10 protein-coding genes are annotated in these 16,891 nt (G+C 72.0%); 1 reads left to right on the forward strand and 9 read right to left on the reverse strand.

What is annotated here, in order from left to right; all coding sequences use genetic code 11:
* Positions 1–9 precede the first annotated feature (9 nt).
* From HDA31_RS16105 to araB, 9 genes are all read right to left on the reverse strand, one after another.
* Positions 10–4,821: a family 43 glycosylhydrolase gene (locus HDA31_RS16105; RefSeq protein ID WP_178064575.1), complete on the reverse strand. Its 4,812-nt coding sequence runs from the start codon at positions 4,819–4,821 to the stop codon at positions 10–12.
* Positions 4,822–5,041: 220 nt separating this feature from the next.
* On the reverse strand, positions 5,042–6,067 hold the full coding sequence (locus tag HDA31_RS16110) for a LacI family DNA-binding transcriptional regulator (RefSeq protein WP_178064574.1): 1,026 nt from the start codon (positions 6,065–6,067) through the stop codon (positions 5,042–5,044).
* A 142-nt stretch (positions 6,068–6,209) separates the two neighbouring features.
* Positions 6,210–7,715, reverse strand: a complete 1,506-nt coding sequence (araA, locus tag HDA31_RS16115; protein WP_184871967.1) for an L-arabinose isomerase — start codon at positions 7,713–7,715, stop codon at positions 6,210–6,212.
* 28 nt (positions 7,716–7,743) lie between these two features.
* Positions 7,744–8,736, reverse strand: coding sequence for a galactofuranose ABC transporter, permease protein YjfF (gene yjfF / locus HDA31_RS16120; RefSeq protein WP_074479101.1), 993 nt, complete (start codon positions 8,734–8,736; stop codon positions 7,744–7,746).
* The gene (locus tag HDA31_RS16125) at positions 8,733–9,803 is read right to left on the reverse strand and encodes an ABC transporter permease (RefSeq protein WP_074479100.1); all 1,071 of its coding nucleotides are present in this window, start codon (positions 9,801–9,803) and stop codon (positions 8,733–8,735) included. The genes yjfF and HDA31_RS16125 overlap by 4 nt, the downstream gene beginning before the upstream one ends.
* Positions 9,800–11,344, reverse strand: coding sequence for a sugar ABC transporter ATP-binding protein (locus tag HDA31_RS16130; protein ID WP_178064572.1), 1,545 nt, complete (start codon positions 11,342–11,344; stop codon positions 9,800–9,802). Before HDA31_RS16130 ends, HDA31_RS16125 begins: the two co-directional genes overlap by 4 nt.
* A 72-nt stretch (positions 11,345–11,416) precedes the next feature.
* Positions 11,417–12,424, reverse strand: coding sequence for an ABC transporter substrate-binding protein (locus tag HDA31_RS16135; RefSeq protein ID WP_074479098.1), 1,008 nt, complete (start codon positions 12,422–12,424; stop codon positions 11,417–11,419).
* A gap of 158 nt (positions 12,425–12,582) precedes the next feature.
* The gene (locus HDA31_RS16140; protein ID WP_178064571.1) at positions 12,583–13,272 is read right to left on the reverse strand and encodes an L-ribulose-5-phosphate 4-epimerase; all 690 of its coding nucleotides are present in this window, start codon (positions 13,270–13,272) and stop codon (positions 12,583–12,585) included.
* Positions 13,269–14,966, reverse strand: coding sequence for a ribulokinase (gene araB, locus HDA31_RS16145; RefSeq protein ID WP_178064570.1), 1,698 nt, complete (start codon positions 14,964–14,966; stop codon positions 13,269–13,271). The genes HDA31_RS16140 and araB overlap by 4 nt, the downstream gene beginning before the upstream one ends.
* An 876-nt stretch (positions 14,967–15,842) precedes the next feature.
* On the opposite strand from araB, the gene HDA31_RS16150 reads away from it, so the two are divergent.
* Complete coding sequence (locus HDA31_RS16150) at positions 15,843–16,856, forward strand: LacI family DNA-binding transcriptional regulator (RefSeq protein ID WP_074479096.1); 1,014 nt, start codon at positions 15,843–15,845, stop codon at positions 16,854–16,856.
* Positions 16,857–16,891 lie beyond the last annotated feature (35 nt).

Genomic DNA, 16,891 nt, shown 5'->3' on the forward strand with positions numbered 1-16,891 from the left:
CCCCGGTCGCTACTTCTTGACGACCTTCGCCGTCTCCTTCGACGTGGCCGTGCCGGGTTGCAGGTCCGAGCGGGTGGCCGTCACCCGCACGGAGAGCCGGTACCCGACGTCGGCGGCCTTCGGCACGTACGTCCTGCCGGTGGCCCCGGCGATGACCTTGCCGCCGCGCAGCCACTGGTAGGAGAAGGTGAGCTTCTTCTCGTCCCACCGGCCCGGGTCGGCGGTGAGGGTCCTGCCGACCTTGGCCGTCCCGCTGATCGACGGGAGCGTGGTGGCCTCGGCGGGGTCGCCCAGCGCCGGCACGTTGAGGGCCCGCTCGCGGCTGACGTTGCCGGCCACGTCGTACGCCCGGTAGCGGATCACGTGGGCGCAGCTGTCGATCCGGGCCGGGGCCAGGTACGGCTGCCAGGCGCCCTTGTCGATCCGGTACTCGATGCGGGCCACGCCGGAGTCGACGTCGCTGGCGTTGACCACGAACTTGCGCTCCACCAGGTACGCCTGCACTGTCGGGGCGGTCTCGTCCACCTTGACCGACAGCGACCACACGTCGCTCCAGAAGAGGTTGACGCCCTGGGCCCGGTAGTCGACGCGGTGGCCGCCCGCCGGCAGGTCCACCGGCTCGCGGTACGGGAACCAGCCGCCGCCGTCGAGCTGGTACTCGACCAGCCTCACCTGGTCGCCGGCGGTGACGGTCAGGGCGGCGTCCGCGCCGTACCACCCGTCGGCCCCCGCGTCGGAGACCGTCGCCTTCGGCTGCCCGCCCTCGTAGCGCAGCGGGTCGATGCCGCCCAGCGTCGGGACGACCTTCCTGATGCCGCCGTCGGTGTCGAAGTACAGCCGGTCGATCGTGGTCTCCCGGTGCGTGCCGTCCCCGCCCGGGATCCCGAACCGGTGGTACGCGATGTACCAGTCGTCGGTGCCCGGCACCTGGAGGATCGAGTGGTGGCCGGTGCCGAGGATGCCCTGGCTCGGGTCCTTGGTGAGGATCTCCCCCCTGGCGGTGAACGGCCCCAGCGGGCTCGTGCCCGTGCCGTAGCCGACCCGGTAGTTCTCGCTGCCGGTGTCGTCGATGGACCAGGACAGGTAGTAGGTCCCGGCGCGCTTGTGCAGGAACAGGCCCTCGCGGAAGTCCGTGAGGCCGGTCAGCCGCACCCGCTTGGCGACGTCGTAGGAGACCATGTCGTCGTTGAGCGGGACCACGTACGGGGTGCCGTTGCCCCAGTAGAGGTAGCTCTGCCCGTCGTCGTCGGTGAAGACCGCCGGGTCGATCTGCTGGGCGCCGTCGTAGTCGGCCTTGCTCACCAGCGGCTTGCCGATGGGGTCGACGAACGGCCCGAGCGGCGAGTCGGCGACGGCGACGCCGATGTTCTGCTGTGCCGAGAAGTAGAAGTAGTACCTGCCGTTCTTCTCGATCGCGGCGGGCGCCCAGGCGTTGCTGTCGGCCCAGGTGATGTCCGGCCCGAGGTCGAGGATCGTGTCGTGCCCGGTCCAGTCGACCAGGTTGCGGCTCGACCAGACGGTGAACTTCGAGCTGCCCCAGCCGGGGAAGCCGTCGGTGGTGGCGTAGATGTAGTAGGTGTCGCCGAACCGCACGATGTTCGGGTCGGCGTTGAAGCCGGGCAGCACCGGCGAGCGCATCTGCACCGTGCGCACGGTCCACTCGCGGGTCGCCCCGGCCGCGCTGGTCACGGTGACCGTCACCGGCTGCGAGTGGTCCCGCGCCCCGGTGGGCGTCACCGTCGAGGTCGGCGCGACCACGTACGTCGGGGCGAGGGCCGTCACGTCGGTGCCCGGCTTGACCGGCAGCGTGATGGTGCTGCTGGCGGCGTCGACGATCGCGGGGACCTTGAGGCTGTCGAGCTGCACCGACACGACGCTGGTGCCGTTGGAGCCCAGCGCGGCGACCTCGCCGTCGGTGAGCGCCCGGTTGTAGAGGGAGAAGTCGCGCACCCGGCCCTTGAGGTACCTGTCGGCGGCGTACTGGGAGCGGCCGATGTAGTTGGCCGTGGTCCGGCCGCCGCCGATGTCGCCGGGGCGGTGGGTCAGGCCGGTCTTCTCGGCGACCCGCACCCCGTCGAGGTAGATCCGGGCGGTGCCGGCCGAGTTCAGGGTGTACGTGAGGGTCTTCCACACGCCCCGGGGGACGGCGCTGCCCCCGGTGACGGTCTGCTCGCCGGTCCAGTTGCCGAGGCTGATCGAGGTCCGGTAGTTGTTGCCGGTGGTGAACAGGTAGCCGTTGCCGACGCCTGCGGAGTCGGTGTTGCCCAGACCCCAGACGAAGTACGGCGTCGCCTGGTCGGTGGCCATGTTGACGTCCATCGACACGGTGATCTCGTCGAGGCCCGCCATGATGTCGTCGGGCAGGGCCACGTGGCCGTTGGTGCCGCCGAGGGCGAGGCTGCCGTCCCGCCAGCTCGCGTCGCCGGCCAGCTTCGCGTCGTAGCCGTTACCGGAGTCGTCGGTGACGGTGGTGCCGCCGGCCTGGTCGAGCGCGTAGTGGGCGACGACGCCATCGGCGTTGGCGCGCACCGGCGGCGGCGCGTCGTTGAGGGCGTCCAGCTCCTTCTTCGTGACCGGGATGACGGTGCCGTGCCGGGGGCTGGCGGGCAGGTCGTAGGAGGCCGGCACCTTCCAGTCCGGGTGCTCCAGGTCGTCGGCGCCCAGCGGGATGTAGCCCCGGCCGCCGTACTCGTCGACGAACAGGTAGTACTTCGAGCCGGAGGTGTCGCCGGGGTTGGCCTTGAAGACCGTGGGACCCTCGACGGCGGAGGTGCCGGCGTCGCGGCCGATGCACGAGTCGAGCACCGCCCAGGAGGGCTTGCCGGGCAGGTCGACGGCGGTCAGCGAGGGCGACTTCTCCTGGATGATGTCGGAGCAGCCGGTGCCGCCGCCGCCCTCGTCCTTGGTGAACCGGTAGTAGGTGTCGCCCTCCCGGATCACCGTGGAGTCGATGCGCGAGTCGCCCGGGTCCTGCCAGATCGTCGGCTGGCTGAACGTGACGAAGTCGCGGGTCGTCGCGGCGAGCATCCGGTTGTACGTGTTGCCGGTGTGGTTCGGGTCGTTCTCGGCGTAGAGCTTCGAGGCCCAGAAGACGAGGTACTCGCCCCGGGCGGCGTCCCAGTACGCCTCCGGCGCCCAGGTGTTGCCGGCGGCGGGCGGGGAGACCAGGACGTGCCGCTGCTCCGACCAGTTCACCAGGTCGGTGGACTCCCAGACCTCCAGGTAGCGGCTGCCCTGGCGCTGGGCGACGTCCCAGTTGCCGTTGCGGCCGATGGACAGGTCGGTGGCGATGAGGAAGAACCGGTCCCCCTCCGGGCTGCGGATCAGGAACGGGTCCCGCAGGCCCAGCGTGCCGAACGTCGACTCCAGCTTCGGCTGGCCGCCGTTGACCTCGGTCCACCGCAGCGCGTTGTTGCCCTGGCTGGCCGCGAAGTAGATCTTCTCCCCCGCGATGGAGTTGCCGGTGAAGTAGCTGAAGGCGTAGCCGGCGTAGGGGGCGGCCTCGGGCAGCTCGCGGACGGTCAGCTCGATGGCCCGCTCGGCGGTGGCCGTGCCGACGGTGACGGTCGCGGTCACGGTGACCCTGACGTCGCCGGCCCCGTGCGCGGGGCGCTTGACGACACCGTCGGGGCTGACGACGTCCGGGCGGGCGGAGCGCCAGGCGACGGTCGCGCCGTTGCTCCCGGTGCTCGGCATGGTCAGGTTGCCGCGCACGTCGCCGGCGTTCACGAGCGAGAGGGCGGCGGCAGCCGCGGCGGCCCGCGTCTGGTCGGTCTCGTTGGGCAGGACGGTGGCGGTGAACGCCTTGGTGTCGCTGCTGCCGCCCCGGCTCACGGTCGCGGTGAGGGTGACCGTGGCGGGCCCGTCGGCGGGGGCCGGGCGGGTCACCTCGCCGGTCGCGCTGACGGTGCCCGGCGCGCTGGAGGACCAGGCGATCGCCGAGCCGTACGTGCCGGTGCCGGGCAGGGTGAGCCTGCCGGTCACGGCCGACAGGTCGCCCAGGTCGAGGGCGGCGGTGTCGGCGGCGACGCGGGTGGCGTCGGGCAGCGCGATGGCGGCCACCTCGTCGGCGGGCAGCGCGCGGTCGTAGATGCGGAAGTTGGCCACCCGGCCCTTGAGGAACCGGTCGGCGGCGTAGTTGGACCGGCCGAGGTTGTTGTTGGTCGTGACGCCGTTGCCGACCGCGCCGGGCAGCACGGTGACGCCGGTGTTCTGCGCGACCTGCACGCCGTCCTCGTAGAGGGTGCCGGTGGTGCCGGTCTGCGTGTAGGTGACGGACTTCCACACGCCCCGGGCGAGGTTCGCGCCCTTGCCGGTCACCTTCTCGCCGGACCAGTTGGTGGTGGTGATGGCGGTGCGGAAGGCGTCGCCGCTGGTGAACAGGTAGCCGGTGCCGGAGTTCGACGTCGCCGGGTTGCCGAGGCCCCAGATGAAGTACGGCGTCTGCTGCGCGGGGTCGACGAGCACGTCGACGGCGACGGTGATCGACGACAGCCCGGCCATGATGTCGTCGGGCAGCCTGACGTGGTCGTCGACCCCGTCGAGGACGAGGCCCCCCTGGCCGGTCCAGGTGCCGCCGCCGGTGAGCGTGCCGTCGTTGCCCCGGCCGGAGCTGTCGGTGACGGTGGTGCCGGTGGTCTGGGTCAGGTCGTAGCGCACCAGCAGGCCGTCGGTCACGTCGGCCGCGGCGGCCGGCGCGGCGGTGGCGGGCAGCAGCCCGGCGACCAGGGCGAGGAGGATCCCGGCGACGAGTGGCCGGGCGCGGCGTCGGGAGCGGGGCGGGGCGGAGGATGGCGTTTCCGGGGGAGCTGCTTGGCGCATGGGGTTCCCTCGTGGTGGCGGGGGTGTGAGCGTTAACAAGCCCGAATTCTCGGCGCTACGAAACCCCGCAGTCAAGGGCCCCACCAGGCACGACGCTAGGTATGTGCGCGCTAACAGAGATCACTGCGGCCGGACGGGTTCGGCCGCCGGGCCACGACCGGCGGGCCCGGGCGGCCGGACTGCACGGCCCTGGCGGCGCGCCGGGTGCGGCGGCGTGCGGTCAGCCCCTCCGGCCGCTGCTCGCGCGCACGACGAGCTGCGGCTCGACCTGCGGGTGCGGGAAGCGCCCCGCCGGGCCGTCGGCGTCGAACAGCTCCAACAGGGCCGCCACGCAGCGGCGGCCGACCTCGTCGAAGTCCTGCCGCACGGTGGTCAGCGGCGGCGAGAGGTATTCGGCCTCGGGGATGTCGTCGAACCCGACCACGCTGACGTCCTCCGGAACCCGCACGCCGCGCTGGTGCAGCGCCCGCAGCAGGCCGAGCGCCTGGTGGTCGTTGGCGCAGAACACGGCCGTCACGTCCGGGCGGTCGACAAGCGTCTGCCCGATCTCGTAGCCCGCGCGGGGGCTCCAGTCGCCGACGAGGACCGGCGGGACGGACCGCCCGGCCTGCTCCAGCGCCAGCCGCCACCCGTCGACGCGGTCGCGGGCCTCCAGCCAGTCCCGGGGGCCGGCGATGTGCCACACCGTCTCGTGCCCGAGGGAGAGCAGGTGCTCCACGGCCAGCCGGGCCCCGGCGACCTGGTCGACGGAGATGCTCGGCAGCTCCCGGGCGCCGCCGCTCGACTCGACCACCACGGCGGGCACGCCGGTGGGCAGGCCGTGCACGGCCACCGCCGCCGTCATCATCGGGGCGATGACGACGACCCCCGCGACCGACTGCTCGGTGAGGGCGTCGATGGCCGACCGCATCCCGGCCCGGTCGAGCTGCTCCAGGGTGACGATGCTGATGCCGTACCCTGCGGCGCGGGCGGCACGCTCGATGCCGAGCAGGGTCGCCGCCGGGCCGTAGAGGATGGTGTCGAAGCTGACCACACCGATGACCCGGGAGCGCCGCCCGGCCAGGCCCCGGGCCAGGGCGTTGGGCCGGTAGTTGAGCTGGTGCACCGCGCGCATCACCCGCTCGCGGGTCTCCTGCCGGACGCTGGGGTGGTTGTTGAGCACCCGCGACACCGTCTGGTGCGAGACACCGGCGAGCCGGGCGACGTCGTTCATCACCGCCGCGCGTGCGGCCGGCTGCTGACCCATGGCAACTCCCCTCGTGGCCATCGTAGCCCGTCGTGATCAACAAGACGGGCGGTCAGGCTCGCTGCGCGGAGGGCGTGTCCGGCGTGCCCCCACCTCGGGGAGCACGCCGGATGGCCCTGTCGTACGGTCGACCGGTCGAGCCTCAGAATCCCCTGGCCAACCGGTAGTAGGCCTGGTTCCACCGCAACTCGTTCGTCAGCCGGCGGGTGGTCGTCTCCGCGTCGATGACGACCAGCTCGGTGGCGACCATCTCGGCCAGGTCGTGCAGTTCCTCGACCCCGACGGCCTGCGACAGCACCGTGTGGTGCGGCGCGCCGGCCGTGAGCCACGCCTCCGCCGAGCCGGCCAGGTCCGGCCGGGGCCGCCACACCGCGCGGGCCACGGGCAGCTTCGGCAGCGGCTGCGGCGGGACGATCACGTCGATCTCGTTGGCCACCAGCCGGAACCGCTCCCCCATGTCGGCCAGCCCCAGCACCACGGCGGGCCCCGCCTGGGCGTCGAACACCAGGCGCACGGGGTCCTCGCGGCCGCCGATGCCCAGCGGGTGGATCTCCACGGCGGGCGTGTCGGCGGCGATGGTCGGGCAGACCTCCAGCATGTGCGCGCCGAGGACGACCTCCTGCCCGGGCGTGAGGTCGTAGGTGTAGTCCTCCATGAAGGAGGTGCCGCCGGTGGTGCCCACCGACATCGCCTTGAGCGTGCGCACCAGCACCGAGGTCTTCCAGTCGCCCTCGCCGCCGAAACCGTAGCCGTCGGCCATCAGCCGCTGCACCGCGATCCCCGGCAGCTGCCGCAGCCCGCCGAGGTCCTCGAAGTTGGTGGTGAACGCCCGGAACCCGCCCGCGTCGAGGAAGTCGCGCAGGCCCGCCTCGATCCGGGCGGCGTAGCGCAGGGAGTCGTGCCGGTCGCCGCCGGCCCGCAGCTCGGCGACGAGCCGGTAACTGTCGTCGTACTCCTTGACCAGCTCGTCGATGCGCGTGTCCGCCACCGCGTCCACGGCCGCCACCAGGTCGTTCACGCCGTAGGTGTTGACCGAGACGCCGAAGCGCAGCTCCGCCTCGACCTTGTCGCCCTCGGTCACGGCCACGTTGCGCATGTTGTCGCCGAAGCGGGCCAGCCGCAGCGACCGCAGCTCCGCGTGCCCGATCGCCGCCCGGGTCCACGCCGCGATGCGGGCGGTGACGCTCGGGTTGCTCACGTGCCCGGCGACGGTCTTGCGGGCCACCCCCAGCCGGGTCTGCACGAACCCGAACTCCCGGTCGCCGTGGGCGGCCTGGTTGAGGTTCATGAAGTCCATGTCGATCTCGGACCAGGGCAGCGCCACGTTGGCCTGCGTGTGCAGGTGCAGCAGCGGGGTGCGCAGGGCGTCCAGGCCGGAGATCCACATCTTCGCGGGAGAGAAGGTGTGCATCCAGGCGATCACCCCGACCGCGCCCTGGACGGCGGCGTCACGGCAGACGGCCAGGATGTCGGCGCTGGAGGTGAGCACCGGCTTCCAGACCACCCGGGCGGGGATGGCCGGATCGGCGTCGAGCTGCTCCGCGATCTGCCGGGACTGGTCGGCCACCTGACGCAGGGTCTCCGGGCCGTACAGGCCCTGGCTGCCGGTGAGGAACCAGACCTCGGCGGCCGGGGGTGGGTTGGTCATGGGGTTGCCTTCCGGTGTACTGGGGTGGTCACTTCTTGCGGATGCCGACGAGGCGCTGGAGGAGGATGAACGCGAACAGCAGGCCACCGATCACGATCTTGGTCCACCAGGAGCTGAGGCTGCCGTCGAAGGTGATCAGCGTCTGGATCACCCCCAGCACGAGGACACCCAGCACCGTGCCGAACACGTAGCCGGAGCCGCCCGTGAGCAGGGTCCCGCCGATGACGACGGCGGCGATCGTGTCCAGCTCCATGCCGATCGCGATCAGCGGGGCGCCCGACAGCGTGTAGAACGACAGCAGGATGCCGCCGATGGCCGAGCAGAGCCCGCTGATCGTGTAGACGGCGATCTTCGTACGCCCCACGGGCAGGCCCATGAGCAGCGCCGACTGCTGGTTGCCGCCGATGGCGTACACGTTGCGGCCCAGCCGGGTGTAGGCCAGCGTGTACGCCGCGACCGCCACCACGACGAGGGCGACCAGGACGCTCACGGTCACGAAGTTCTCGCCGATGCGGATGCGCTCCTGCGCCGCCGAGGTCCAGAACCCGTCGGTGATCGGGATGGACGTCGAGCTGATCCAGGTGCACATGCCCCGGGCGAAGAACATCCCGGCGAGGGTGACGATGAACGGCTGGATGTCGAAGAAGTGGATGACGCAGCCCATCGCGAACCCGAGGGCGGGGCCGATGAGCAGCGCGATCAGCAGCACCACCGCGGGGTGCACGCCGTCGCCGAGCAGCGACGCCGACACCATCGCGGTCATCGCCACCACGGAGCCGACCGACAGGTCGATGCCGCCGGTCAGGATGACGAAGGTCATGCCGACCGCGACGACGAGCAGGAAACCGTTGTCGATGAAGATGTTGAAGACGACCTGGATGTTGGAGAAGGCCCGGTACTGCGAGACGCCGATGCCGTACATCACCAGCAGCAGGGCCAGGGTGGCCAGCACCGGCACCTGCCGCTGCGGCACCCGCCACCAGGCCCGTGGGCCGCGCGCGGCCAGGGGGGTCGTGGTCATGCCGGAACCTGCTCCTTCTGCTTCTCGGCGGGCGTCGCCGGGGCTGCCGTCGGCGCGTGCCGACGCCGGAACCGGGCGCGGAACGCCGGCGCCTGGATGAGGCAGACCGCGATCACCACGACCGCCTTGAACAGCAGGGCCGTCTGCGGGTCGATGTTCATGGCGTACACCGAGGTGGTCAGGGTCTGGATGATCAGCGCGCCGACGATGGTGCCGCTGAGGTAGAACCGGCCGCCGGCCAGCGACGTGCCGCCGATGACCACGGCGAGGATGGCGTCCAGCTCGACCCAGAGGCCGACCGCGTTGCCGTCGGCGCTGGAGACGTTCGCCGTCATCATGAACCCGGCCACGGCGGCGCAGGCGGCGCTCACCACGTAGACCAGGAAGGTGATCCGCCGCGAGCGCACGCCCGCCAGGCGGCTGGCCTCGGCGTTGCCGCCGACCGCCTCGATGATCATGCCGAGGGCGGTGCGGCGGGTCAGCACCGCCACGACCAGCGTCACCGCGAGGGCGATGATGATCGCGAACGGCAGCGTGAGCAGGTGCCCGACCCCGATCGTCTTGTACGGCTCGCTGTTGATCGTGATGATCTGCCCGGAGGTGACCAGCTGGGCCAGGCCCCGGCCGGCGACCATCAGGATCAGCGTGGCGATGATCGGTTGGATGCCTATCCCGGCGACCAGGATCCCGTTCCACGCGCCGAGCACCAGGGCCACGCCGAACGCGATCGCCACCGCCGTGAGCACGGCGCCGAGGCTGTTCTGGTCGGGCTGCTCGCTGATGTAGAGGCAGGCTATCGCGCCGCAGACGGCGGCCACGGAACCCACGGACAGGTCGATGCCGCCCGTGGCGATCACCAGGGACATGCCCAGCGCGACCAGGATCAGCGGGGCGCTGAGCCGGACGATGTCGACGAGGCTGCCGTAGAGGTGGCCGTTCTTCAGCTCGACCGACAGGAAGCTCGGCCGATAGACGGTGTTCGCCGCCAGCAGCACCACCAGCACGACCAGGGGCCAGAACAGCCGGTGGCCGGTGACGCCCGCGAGGCGGGTACGCGCTGTGCTCATACCTTCTCCAACCCTTCCTGCGCCGCGCCGCTGGCGATGGCCTGCATCACGCGGTCGGCGTCGAGGGTGTCGTCGTTGTCGAGCTGGGCGACCAGCCGCCGGTCGCGCATCACGACGACCTTGTGGCTGAGCCGCAGCACCTCCTCCAGCTCGGCGGAGATGAACAGCACCGCCATCCCGCCGTCGGAGAGCTGCGCCACGAGGCGCTGGATCTCGGTCTTCGCGCCGATGTCGATGCCCCGGGTCGGCTCGTCCAGGATCAGCAGCCGCGGCTCGGTGATCAGCCACCGGGCGAGCAGCACCTTCTGCTGGTTGCCGCCGGAGAGGTTGCGCACCGGCATGTCGGGGTTGGCCGGCCGGATGCTCAGCGCCTTGATGTAGCGCTCGACCAGCTCGTCCTGCTTGCGCCGGGGCACCGGCCGCAGCCAGCCGCGGGCGGCCTGCATGGCCAGGATGATGTTCTCCCGCACCGACAGCTCGCCCACCAGGCCCTCGGTGCGACGGTTCTCGGAGCAGAAGGCGACGCCCCGGTCGATCGCGGCCACCGGGTTGCGGATCGCGGCGGGCGCGCCGTCGACCGCGAGCCGGCCCTGGTCGGCGCGGTCCGCGCCGAAGAACAGGCGGGCGACCTCGGTGCGCCCCGACCCCAGCAGCCCGGCCAGCCCGACGACCTCGCCGGCGTGGATGGTGAGGCTGAACGGCGCGACCGAGCCGGAGCGGCCCAGCCCGTCCGCCGCCACGAGGGGCTCCCCCTGCGTGACCGCCGCGCGGTCCCGGTCGGTCTCGGAGTCGAGGCGCTCCAGTGCGTCGAGCTCCTTGCCGATCATCTTCTCCACGAGGGCGATCTGCGGCAGCTCTGCCGTCGGGTACTCGCCCACGAGGCGGCCGTTGCGTAGCACGGTGATCCGGTCGGCGATGCCGTACACCTGGTCGAGGAAGTGGGTGACGAAGACGATCGCGATGCCGTCGTCGCGCAGCTGGCGCATGATCCGCATCAGCTGGGCCACCTCGTCGGCGTCGAGGCTGGAGGTGGGCTCGTCGAGGATCAGCACCCGGGCGTTCACGTCGACGGCGCGGGCGATGGCCACCATCTGCTGCACCGCGAGGGAATAGCTGCCGAGCAGCTCGGTGACGTCGATGTGCAGGTCGATGCGGGCCAGCAGCTCCTTGGCCCGGCGGCGCATCTCGCGCCAGTTGACGGCCCCGAGCCGGCGCGGCTCCCGGCCGATGAAGATGTTCTCCGCCACCGACAGGTTGGGCAGGAGGTTGACCTCCTGGTAGACGGTGCTCACCCCGGCCGCGGTGGCCTGCATCGGCCCGGCGAAGGAGACCTGCTGACCGTCGAGGGTGATCGTGCCGGCGTCCGTGCTGTAGACGCCGGTCAGCACCTTGATGAGGGTGGACTTGCCGGCGCCGTTCTCGCCCATCAGGGCGTGGACCTCACCGGGGAAGAGACGGAAGTCGACGCCGTCGAGGGCGCGTACTCCCGGGAAGATCTTGCTGATCGCGGTCATCGTCAGGACCGGATGCCTCTGCGACATCCCACCAGGCCTTTCGTGTGTCGCGGAAGCGAGCGGCGGGGCCGCCGCGCGTGGCGCGGCGGCCCCCTCCGGTCAGTACTTCCGGGTCGGCAGAGCGGCCTTGGCCTGCTCCTGGGTGAAGGTGGTCTCCTGGGTCTCGACCCGGGCGGGGACCTCCTCGCCGGCCTTGACCTTCTTCACCAGGTCCATCAGCTGGTCGCCCAGCAGCGGGCTGCACTCGGCGATGAAGTTGAACTTGCCGTCGGCCAGGGCCTGCATGCCGTCCTTGACCGCGTCGATCGTGATGATGGTGATGTCCTTGCCCGGCACCTTGCCGGCCGCGGTGATCGCCTCCAGCGCGCCGAGGCCCATGTCGTCGTTGTGGGCGAACAGGACGTCGATCTTCGGGTTGGCCTTGAGGAACTGCTCCATGACCTGCTTGCCGCCGGCCCGGGTGAAGTCACCGCTCTGCGACGCGACGATCTTCAGGTTGGGGTTGGCGGCGATGGCCTCCGCGAAGCCCTTCTTGCGGTCGTTGGCCGGCGCCGAGCCGGTGGTGCCCTGGAGCTCGACGATGTTCACCGGGCCCGTGGCGTCCTTCTTCTGCTCGACCAGCCACTCGCCGGAGAGCCGGCCCTCCTTGACGAAGTCCGAGCCGATGAAGGTCTTGTAGAGGCTCTTGTCGGCCGAGTCGACGGCCCGGTCGGTCAGGATGACCGGGATCTTGGCGTCCTTGGCCTCCTTGAGCACGGTGTCCCAGCCCGACTCCACCACCGGCGAGAAGGCGATCACGTCGACCTTCTGCTGGATGAAGTTGCGGATCGCCTTGATCTGGTTCTCCTGCTTCTGCTGGGCGTCGTCGAACTGCAGCTTGATCCCGGCCTTGTCGGCGGACTCCTTGATGGAGTTGGTGTTCGCCGTCCGCCAGCCGCTCTCCGCGCCGACCTGCGAGAAGCCGAGGACGATCTGGCCGTCGCCGTTGCCGCCGGACTCCGAGCCGGTGTCGCTGTTGCCGCACGCGGCCAGGCTGGTGGCCATCAGGCCGGCGGCCAGGATCGCGCCGAACCCGCGGCGGGTGATGGTCGTGCCGGACTTGCGCATGTGATGACTCCTTGCGGGGGTGGGTGGGGTACCTACATGGGCCGGGGCCGCCTCGGCGTGCCGGACGGCACGGCCAACCGGTGGTGCTGTGGTGAGGTGCGGTGGAACGGGCCGGGCCCTCGGGGTGCCGGACCGGCCGGGACGGGGTCGGGCGGCGGTCAGGGGGTGGCGGAGACCCCGGGCTGCCCGTAGACGTTCTGGTAACGGTCGTAGAGGGAGTCGATGTCCTCGCGGGCCATCGGCACCGGTCGGCCGAGCGTGCGGGCCAGGTGGGCGGTGCGGGCGACGTCCTCGCACATCACCGCCGCCTTGACCGCCGCGCGGGCGTCCTTGCCGATGGTGAAGACGCCGTGGTTGCGCATGAGCACCGCCGGCGAGCGGTGCCCGGACAGGGTGGCCACGATGCCCTTGCCGATGTCGTCGCCGCCGATGAGCGCGAACGGGCCGACCGGGATCTCGCCGCCGAACTCGTCGGCCTGGGCGGTGAGGTGGCACGGGATCGACTCGCCGCAGGCCGCCCAGGCGGTGGCGTAGGAGCTGTGGGTGTGCACCACGCCGCCGACCTCCGGCATCGCCCGGTAGACGTAGGCGTGCGCGGCGGTGTCACTCGACGGCGACAGGTCACCCTCCACCACGACGCCGTCGAGGTCGCAGACGATCATGTTGTCGGGCCGCAGGTCGTCGTAGGAGACGCCGCTGGGCTTGATGACCATCAGGTCCGCGCCCGGCACCCGGGCGGAGACGTTGCCGGCCGTCCAGGCCACCAGGTTGTAGCGCACCAGCTCGCCGTGCAGGGACGCGACCTGCTCACGCAGGCGCGTCACCTCGGCGCCCAGGTCGGGGCTCATGCCAACACCTCCAGGGGGACTGCGGCCTCGCCGGCCGGGGAGTGGTCGGCCGCCCGGCGGGCGGCGTTGCGGATGGTGCGCAGCCGCAGCAGGGCCTCGTCGCCGCCCCGGCCGAAGTGGTCGTGCAGCCGCCGGTACTCCGCGTAGAGCGCGTCGTAGGCGAGCGCCCGCTGCGGGTCGGGCCGGTAGACGTCGCGGTCGACCCGGCCCATCACGGCCGAGGCGGCCGGCACGTCGGGGTACGCGCCCGCGGCCACCGCCGCGTGGATCGCCGAGCCGAGCGCCGGGCCCTGCGTCGAGCCGATGATGCCCAGCGGCCGCTTCGTGACGTCGGCGTAGATCTGCATGAGCAGCGCGTTGTTGGTCAGCCCGCCCGCGACGATGATCTCGTCGACCGGCACCCCCGCCTCGGCGAACGCCTCGATGATCATGCGGGTGCCGAACGCGGTGGACTCCAGCAGCGCGCGGTAGACGTCCGGCGGCCGGGTGGCCAGGGTCAGCCCGACGATCACCCCGCTGAGGTCGTGGTTGACCAGCAGGGACCGGTTGCCGTTCCACCAGTCCAGCGCCACCAGGCCGTGCGCGCCGACCGGCTGGGCCGCGGCGGCGGCCGTCAGCGCCTCGTGCGAGGCGAAGCCGGCGGGGGCGGCGTGCTGGACGTACCAGCCGAAGATGTCGCCGACGCCGCTCTGGCCCGCCTCGTAGCCCCAGTGCCCGGAGCTGATCCCGCCGTCCACGACGCCGCACATGCCGGCCACCTCGGCCAGCTCGGTGCCGTTGACGACGTGGCAGGTGGAGGTGCCCATGATGGCGACCAGCCGGCCCGGGTCGAGGGCCTGGGCGGCGGCGGAGGTGACGTGCGCGTCGACGTTGCCGACCGCCACGGCGATCCCCTCGGGCAGGCCGGTCCAGGCCGCGGCCTCGGCGGTCAGCCCGCCGGCCCGGGCGCCCAGCGGCGCGAGCGGGCCGTCGATCTTGGCGACGAAGTCGGCGAAGCCCGGGTTCAGCGCGGCCAGGTACTCCCGCGACGGGTACCGGCCGTCCTGGCGGATGCCCTTGTAGCCGGCGGTGCACACGTTGCGGGTCTCGACGCCGCAGAGCTGCCAGACGATCCAGTCGGCGGCCTCGATCCACCGCTCGGCGCGGTCGTAGACCTCCGGATCCTCCTCCAGCAGTTGCAGGCCCTTGGCGTACTGCCACTCGGCGGAGATCTTGCCGCCGTAGCGGCCGATCCACGGCTCGTTGCGGGCGTGGGCTAGCTCGTTGATCCGGTCCGCCTGGGGCTGGGCCGCGTGGTGCTTCCACAGCTTGACCCAGGCGTGCGGCCGGGTACGCAGGTCGGGCAGCTCGCACAGCGGCGTGCCGTCGGCGCGGGTGGGCAGCACGGTGCAGGCGGTGAAGTCGATGCCGATGCCGATGACCTGGCGGGGGTCGACGCCGCTGGCGGCCAGGGCCGCCGGCACCGCCTGCCGCAGCACCTCGCGGTAGTCGTCCGGGTCCTGGAGGGCCCAGTCCGCGGGTAGCGCCTGGCCGTCGACGGCGAGTACCGTGTCCATCACGGCGTGTCGGTACTCGTGCACCGCCGTGCCCAGTTCGGCACCGTCACCGACCCGTACCACCAGCGCTCGACCCGACAACGTGCCGTAGTCGACGCCGACAACGTACCGGTCGCCCGGCCCTGCCGAAACGCTCATGACATCCTCCGCTCACTTGCTGGCAACAGTGTTAGCGCTCACATGTCGTGCCGTCAAGATGCTTCCCGCCAAGATCTTTCAGTCCGGTCCCCGACACGGCCCCCAGCCTGGAGTCTCTCCAGATGGCCACGTCGGCGACGATTCGGTCACGGGGCGCGACCCACGGCGGAGGCGGCCCGAGGCCGGGGATGTGCGCGTTCACAAGGAGAGGGCGAGCCGGCCGCACGGCGCGGGAGACGCCCCACCGCCGCCCGCCGGCCCCCGCCGGGCCCACCGACCCGCCGCCCGGCCGTGACGGGGAGTGAGAGCCGGCCCCCCGGCGCACCACGCCACCCGCCCGACCCGCTCCGCGCCAGAGGACGCAACACTCACACTCCGCCACCGTGCGGGATCCTTCGCAGTTCCTCGCGGAGCCGGATGCGCACCGCTCGACAAGGGCGTCGCGGCGCTGGGCACGCAGCAGAGCGCGCAGCGGCATCACGGAGACCCCCGGAGAATGACAACGCAGGGTAAGGACGATCGTCCTGATGTGGCCAGCTCCCCTTCGTCACGGAGCGCGACCGAAGCACCCAGGCTCGCAGCCCCGCCAAAGCCGTACCCCGGGCGGCCATGCCGGCCCGGGGAACCCCCGTCGGGCACCGGGCCGACGCCGCCCCGTCCGGCGGCGCCGACCCGGCCGACAGCAGACGCGGCAGCAACCCGCGCCCGAAAGTTTCGAGCTTGTTTCGGACCCGTGCAGACTAAGCTTTCGAGCGAAGGCGAGTCAAGCGTCACCTGTCGATGCATCGAGGCCAGACCCCGATTTCGCCCCCACCCGCCCCCAAGCGTCGAAAGTTTCGGGATATGCTGCGGCGGGCCGGGAACGAGGGAGATGGCATGGAACAACAGCGGGCGACGCTGGCGGAGATCGCGCAGGCGGCCGGGGTCTCGATCCCCACCGTCTCGAAGGTCCTCAACGGCCGACCGGACGTCGCACCCGCGACGCGGCACCGGGTGCAGACGCTGCTCGACGCGCGGGGGTACACCGCCCGGGGCACCGCCCGCCCGGCCAACCGGGCGGGCCTGATCGACCTGGTGCTGCGGGATCTCGGCAGCCCGTGGGCCATGCAGATCATCGACGGCGTGGAGGAGCTGGCCTACCAGGCCGGCTTCGGCGTCGTCGTCTCCGCCGTCCACGGCCGGCACCGCACCCGCCCCGACCGGCGCTGGACCGAGCAGCTCGCCGCCCGACGCTGCAACGGGGTGCTGCTCGTCCTCTCCGACCTCTCCCCCGCCCAGCGCGGCCAACTGGAGGACCTGGGCATCCCGGCGGTGATCATCGATCCCGCCGGGCAGCCCCCCGCCGACATCCCCTCCGTCGGGGCGACCAACTGGGCCGGCGGGCGGGCGGCCACCGAGCACCTGCTCGACCTCGGACACCGCCGGATCGCCGTCATCGGCGGACCACCCACCGTGCCGTGCAGCCGCGCCCGCGTCGACGGCTACCGGGCCGCCATGGACGCCGCCGGGCAGCGGGTCCCCACCGGCCACGTCCGCGCCGGCGACTTCCTGGCGCCCTCGGGCTACCGGGAGACGCACGCCCTGCTCGACCTGGCCCGGCCGCCGACGGCGATCTTCGCCTGCTCCGACGAGATGGCCCTGGGCGCCTACGAGGCGCTCTACGAGCGGGGACTACGGGCGCCCGACGACATGAGCGTCGTCGGCTTCGACGACCTGGACGCCGCCCGGTGGGCCGTGCCACCGCTGACCACCGTGCGGCAGCCGCTGACGGAGATGGCCGCGATGGCCACCCGGATGCTGCTCAGCCTGGTCAACGACGAGGAGCTGGCGAGCGACCGCATCGAGCTGGCCACCCCGCTGATCGTCCGGCACAGCACCCGGCCCTGCTGACCGCCCCGACCGCTGGCGTCCCGTCCACGTGGACG

Source organism: Micromonospora carbonacea, assembly GCF_014205165.1.
GTDB lineage: Bacteria > Actinomycetota > Actinomycetes > Mycobacteriales > Micromonosporaceae > Micromonospora > Micromonospora carbonacea.

What these genes read in the sequence shown, in the direction of transcription:
- yjfF (WP_074479101.1), bottom strand. Translation starts at nt 8,736, where the DNA reads ATGACCACGACCCCCCTGGCCGCGCGCGGCCCACGGGCCTGGTGGCGG.
- HDA31_RS16140 (WP_178064571.1), bottom strand. Translation starts at nt 13,272, where the DNA reads ATGAGCCCCGACCTGGGCGCCGAGGTGACGCGCCTGCGTGAGCAGGTC.
- HDA31_RS16105 (WP_178064575.1), bottom strand. Translation starts at nt 4,821, where the DNA reads ATGCGCCAAGCAGCTCCCCCGGAAACGCCATCCTCCGCCCCGCCCCGC.
- HDA31_RS16110 (WP_178064574.1), bottom strand. Translation starts at nt 6,067, where the DNA reads ATGGGTCAGCAGCCGGCCGCACGCGCGGCGGTGATGAACGACGTCGCC.
- HDA31_RS16125 (WP_074479100.1), bottom strand. Translation starts at nt 9,803, where the DNA reads ATGAGCACAGCGCGTACCCGCCTCGCGGGCGTCACCGGCCACCGGCTG.
- araA (WP_184871967.1), bottom strand. Translation starts at nt 7,715, where the DNA reads ATGACCAACCCACCCCCGGCCGCCGAGGTCTGGTTCCTCACCGGCAGC.
- HDA31_RS16150 (WP_074479096.1), top strand. Translation starts at nt 15,843, where the DNA reads ATGGAACAACAGCGGGCGACGCTGGCGGAGATCGCGCAGGCGGCCGGG.
- HDA31_RS16135 (WP_074479098.1), bottom strand. Translation starts at nt 12,424, where the DNA reads ATGCGCAAGTCCGGCACGACCATCACCCGCCGCGGGTTCGGCGCGATC.
- HDA31_RS16130 (WP_178064572.1), bottom strand. Translation starts at nt 11,344, where the DNA reads ATGTCGCAGAGGCATCCGGTCCTGACGATGACCGCGATCAGCAAGATC.
- araB (WP_178064570.1), bottom strand. Translation starts at nt 14,966, where the DNA reads ATGAGCGTTTCGGCAGGGCCGGGCGACCGGTACGTTGTCGGCGTCGAC.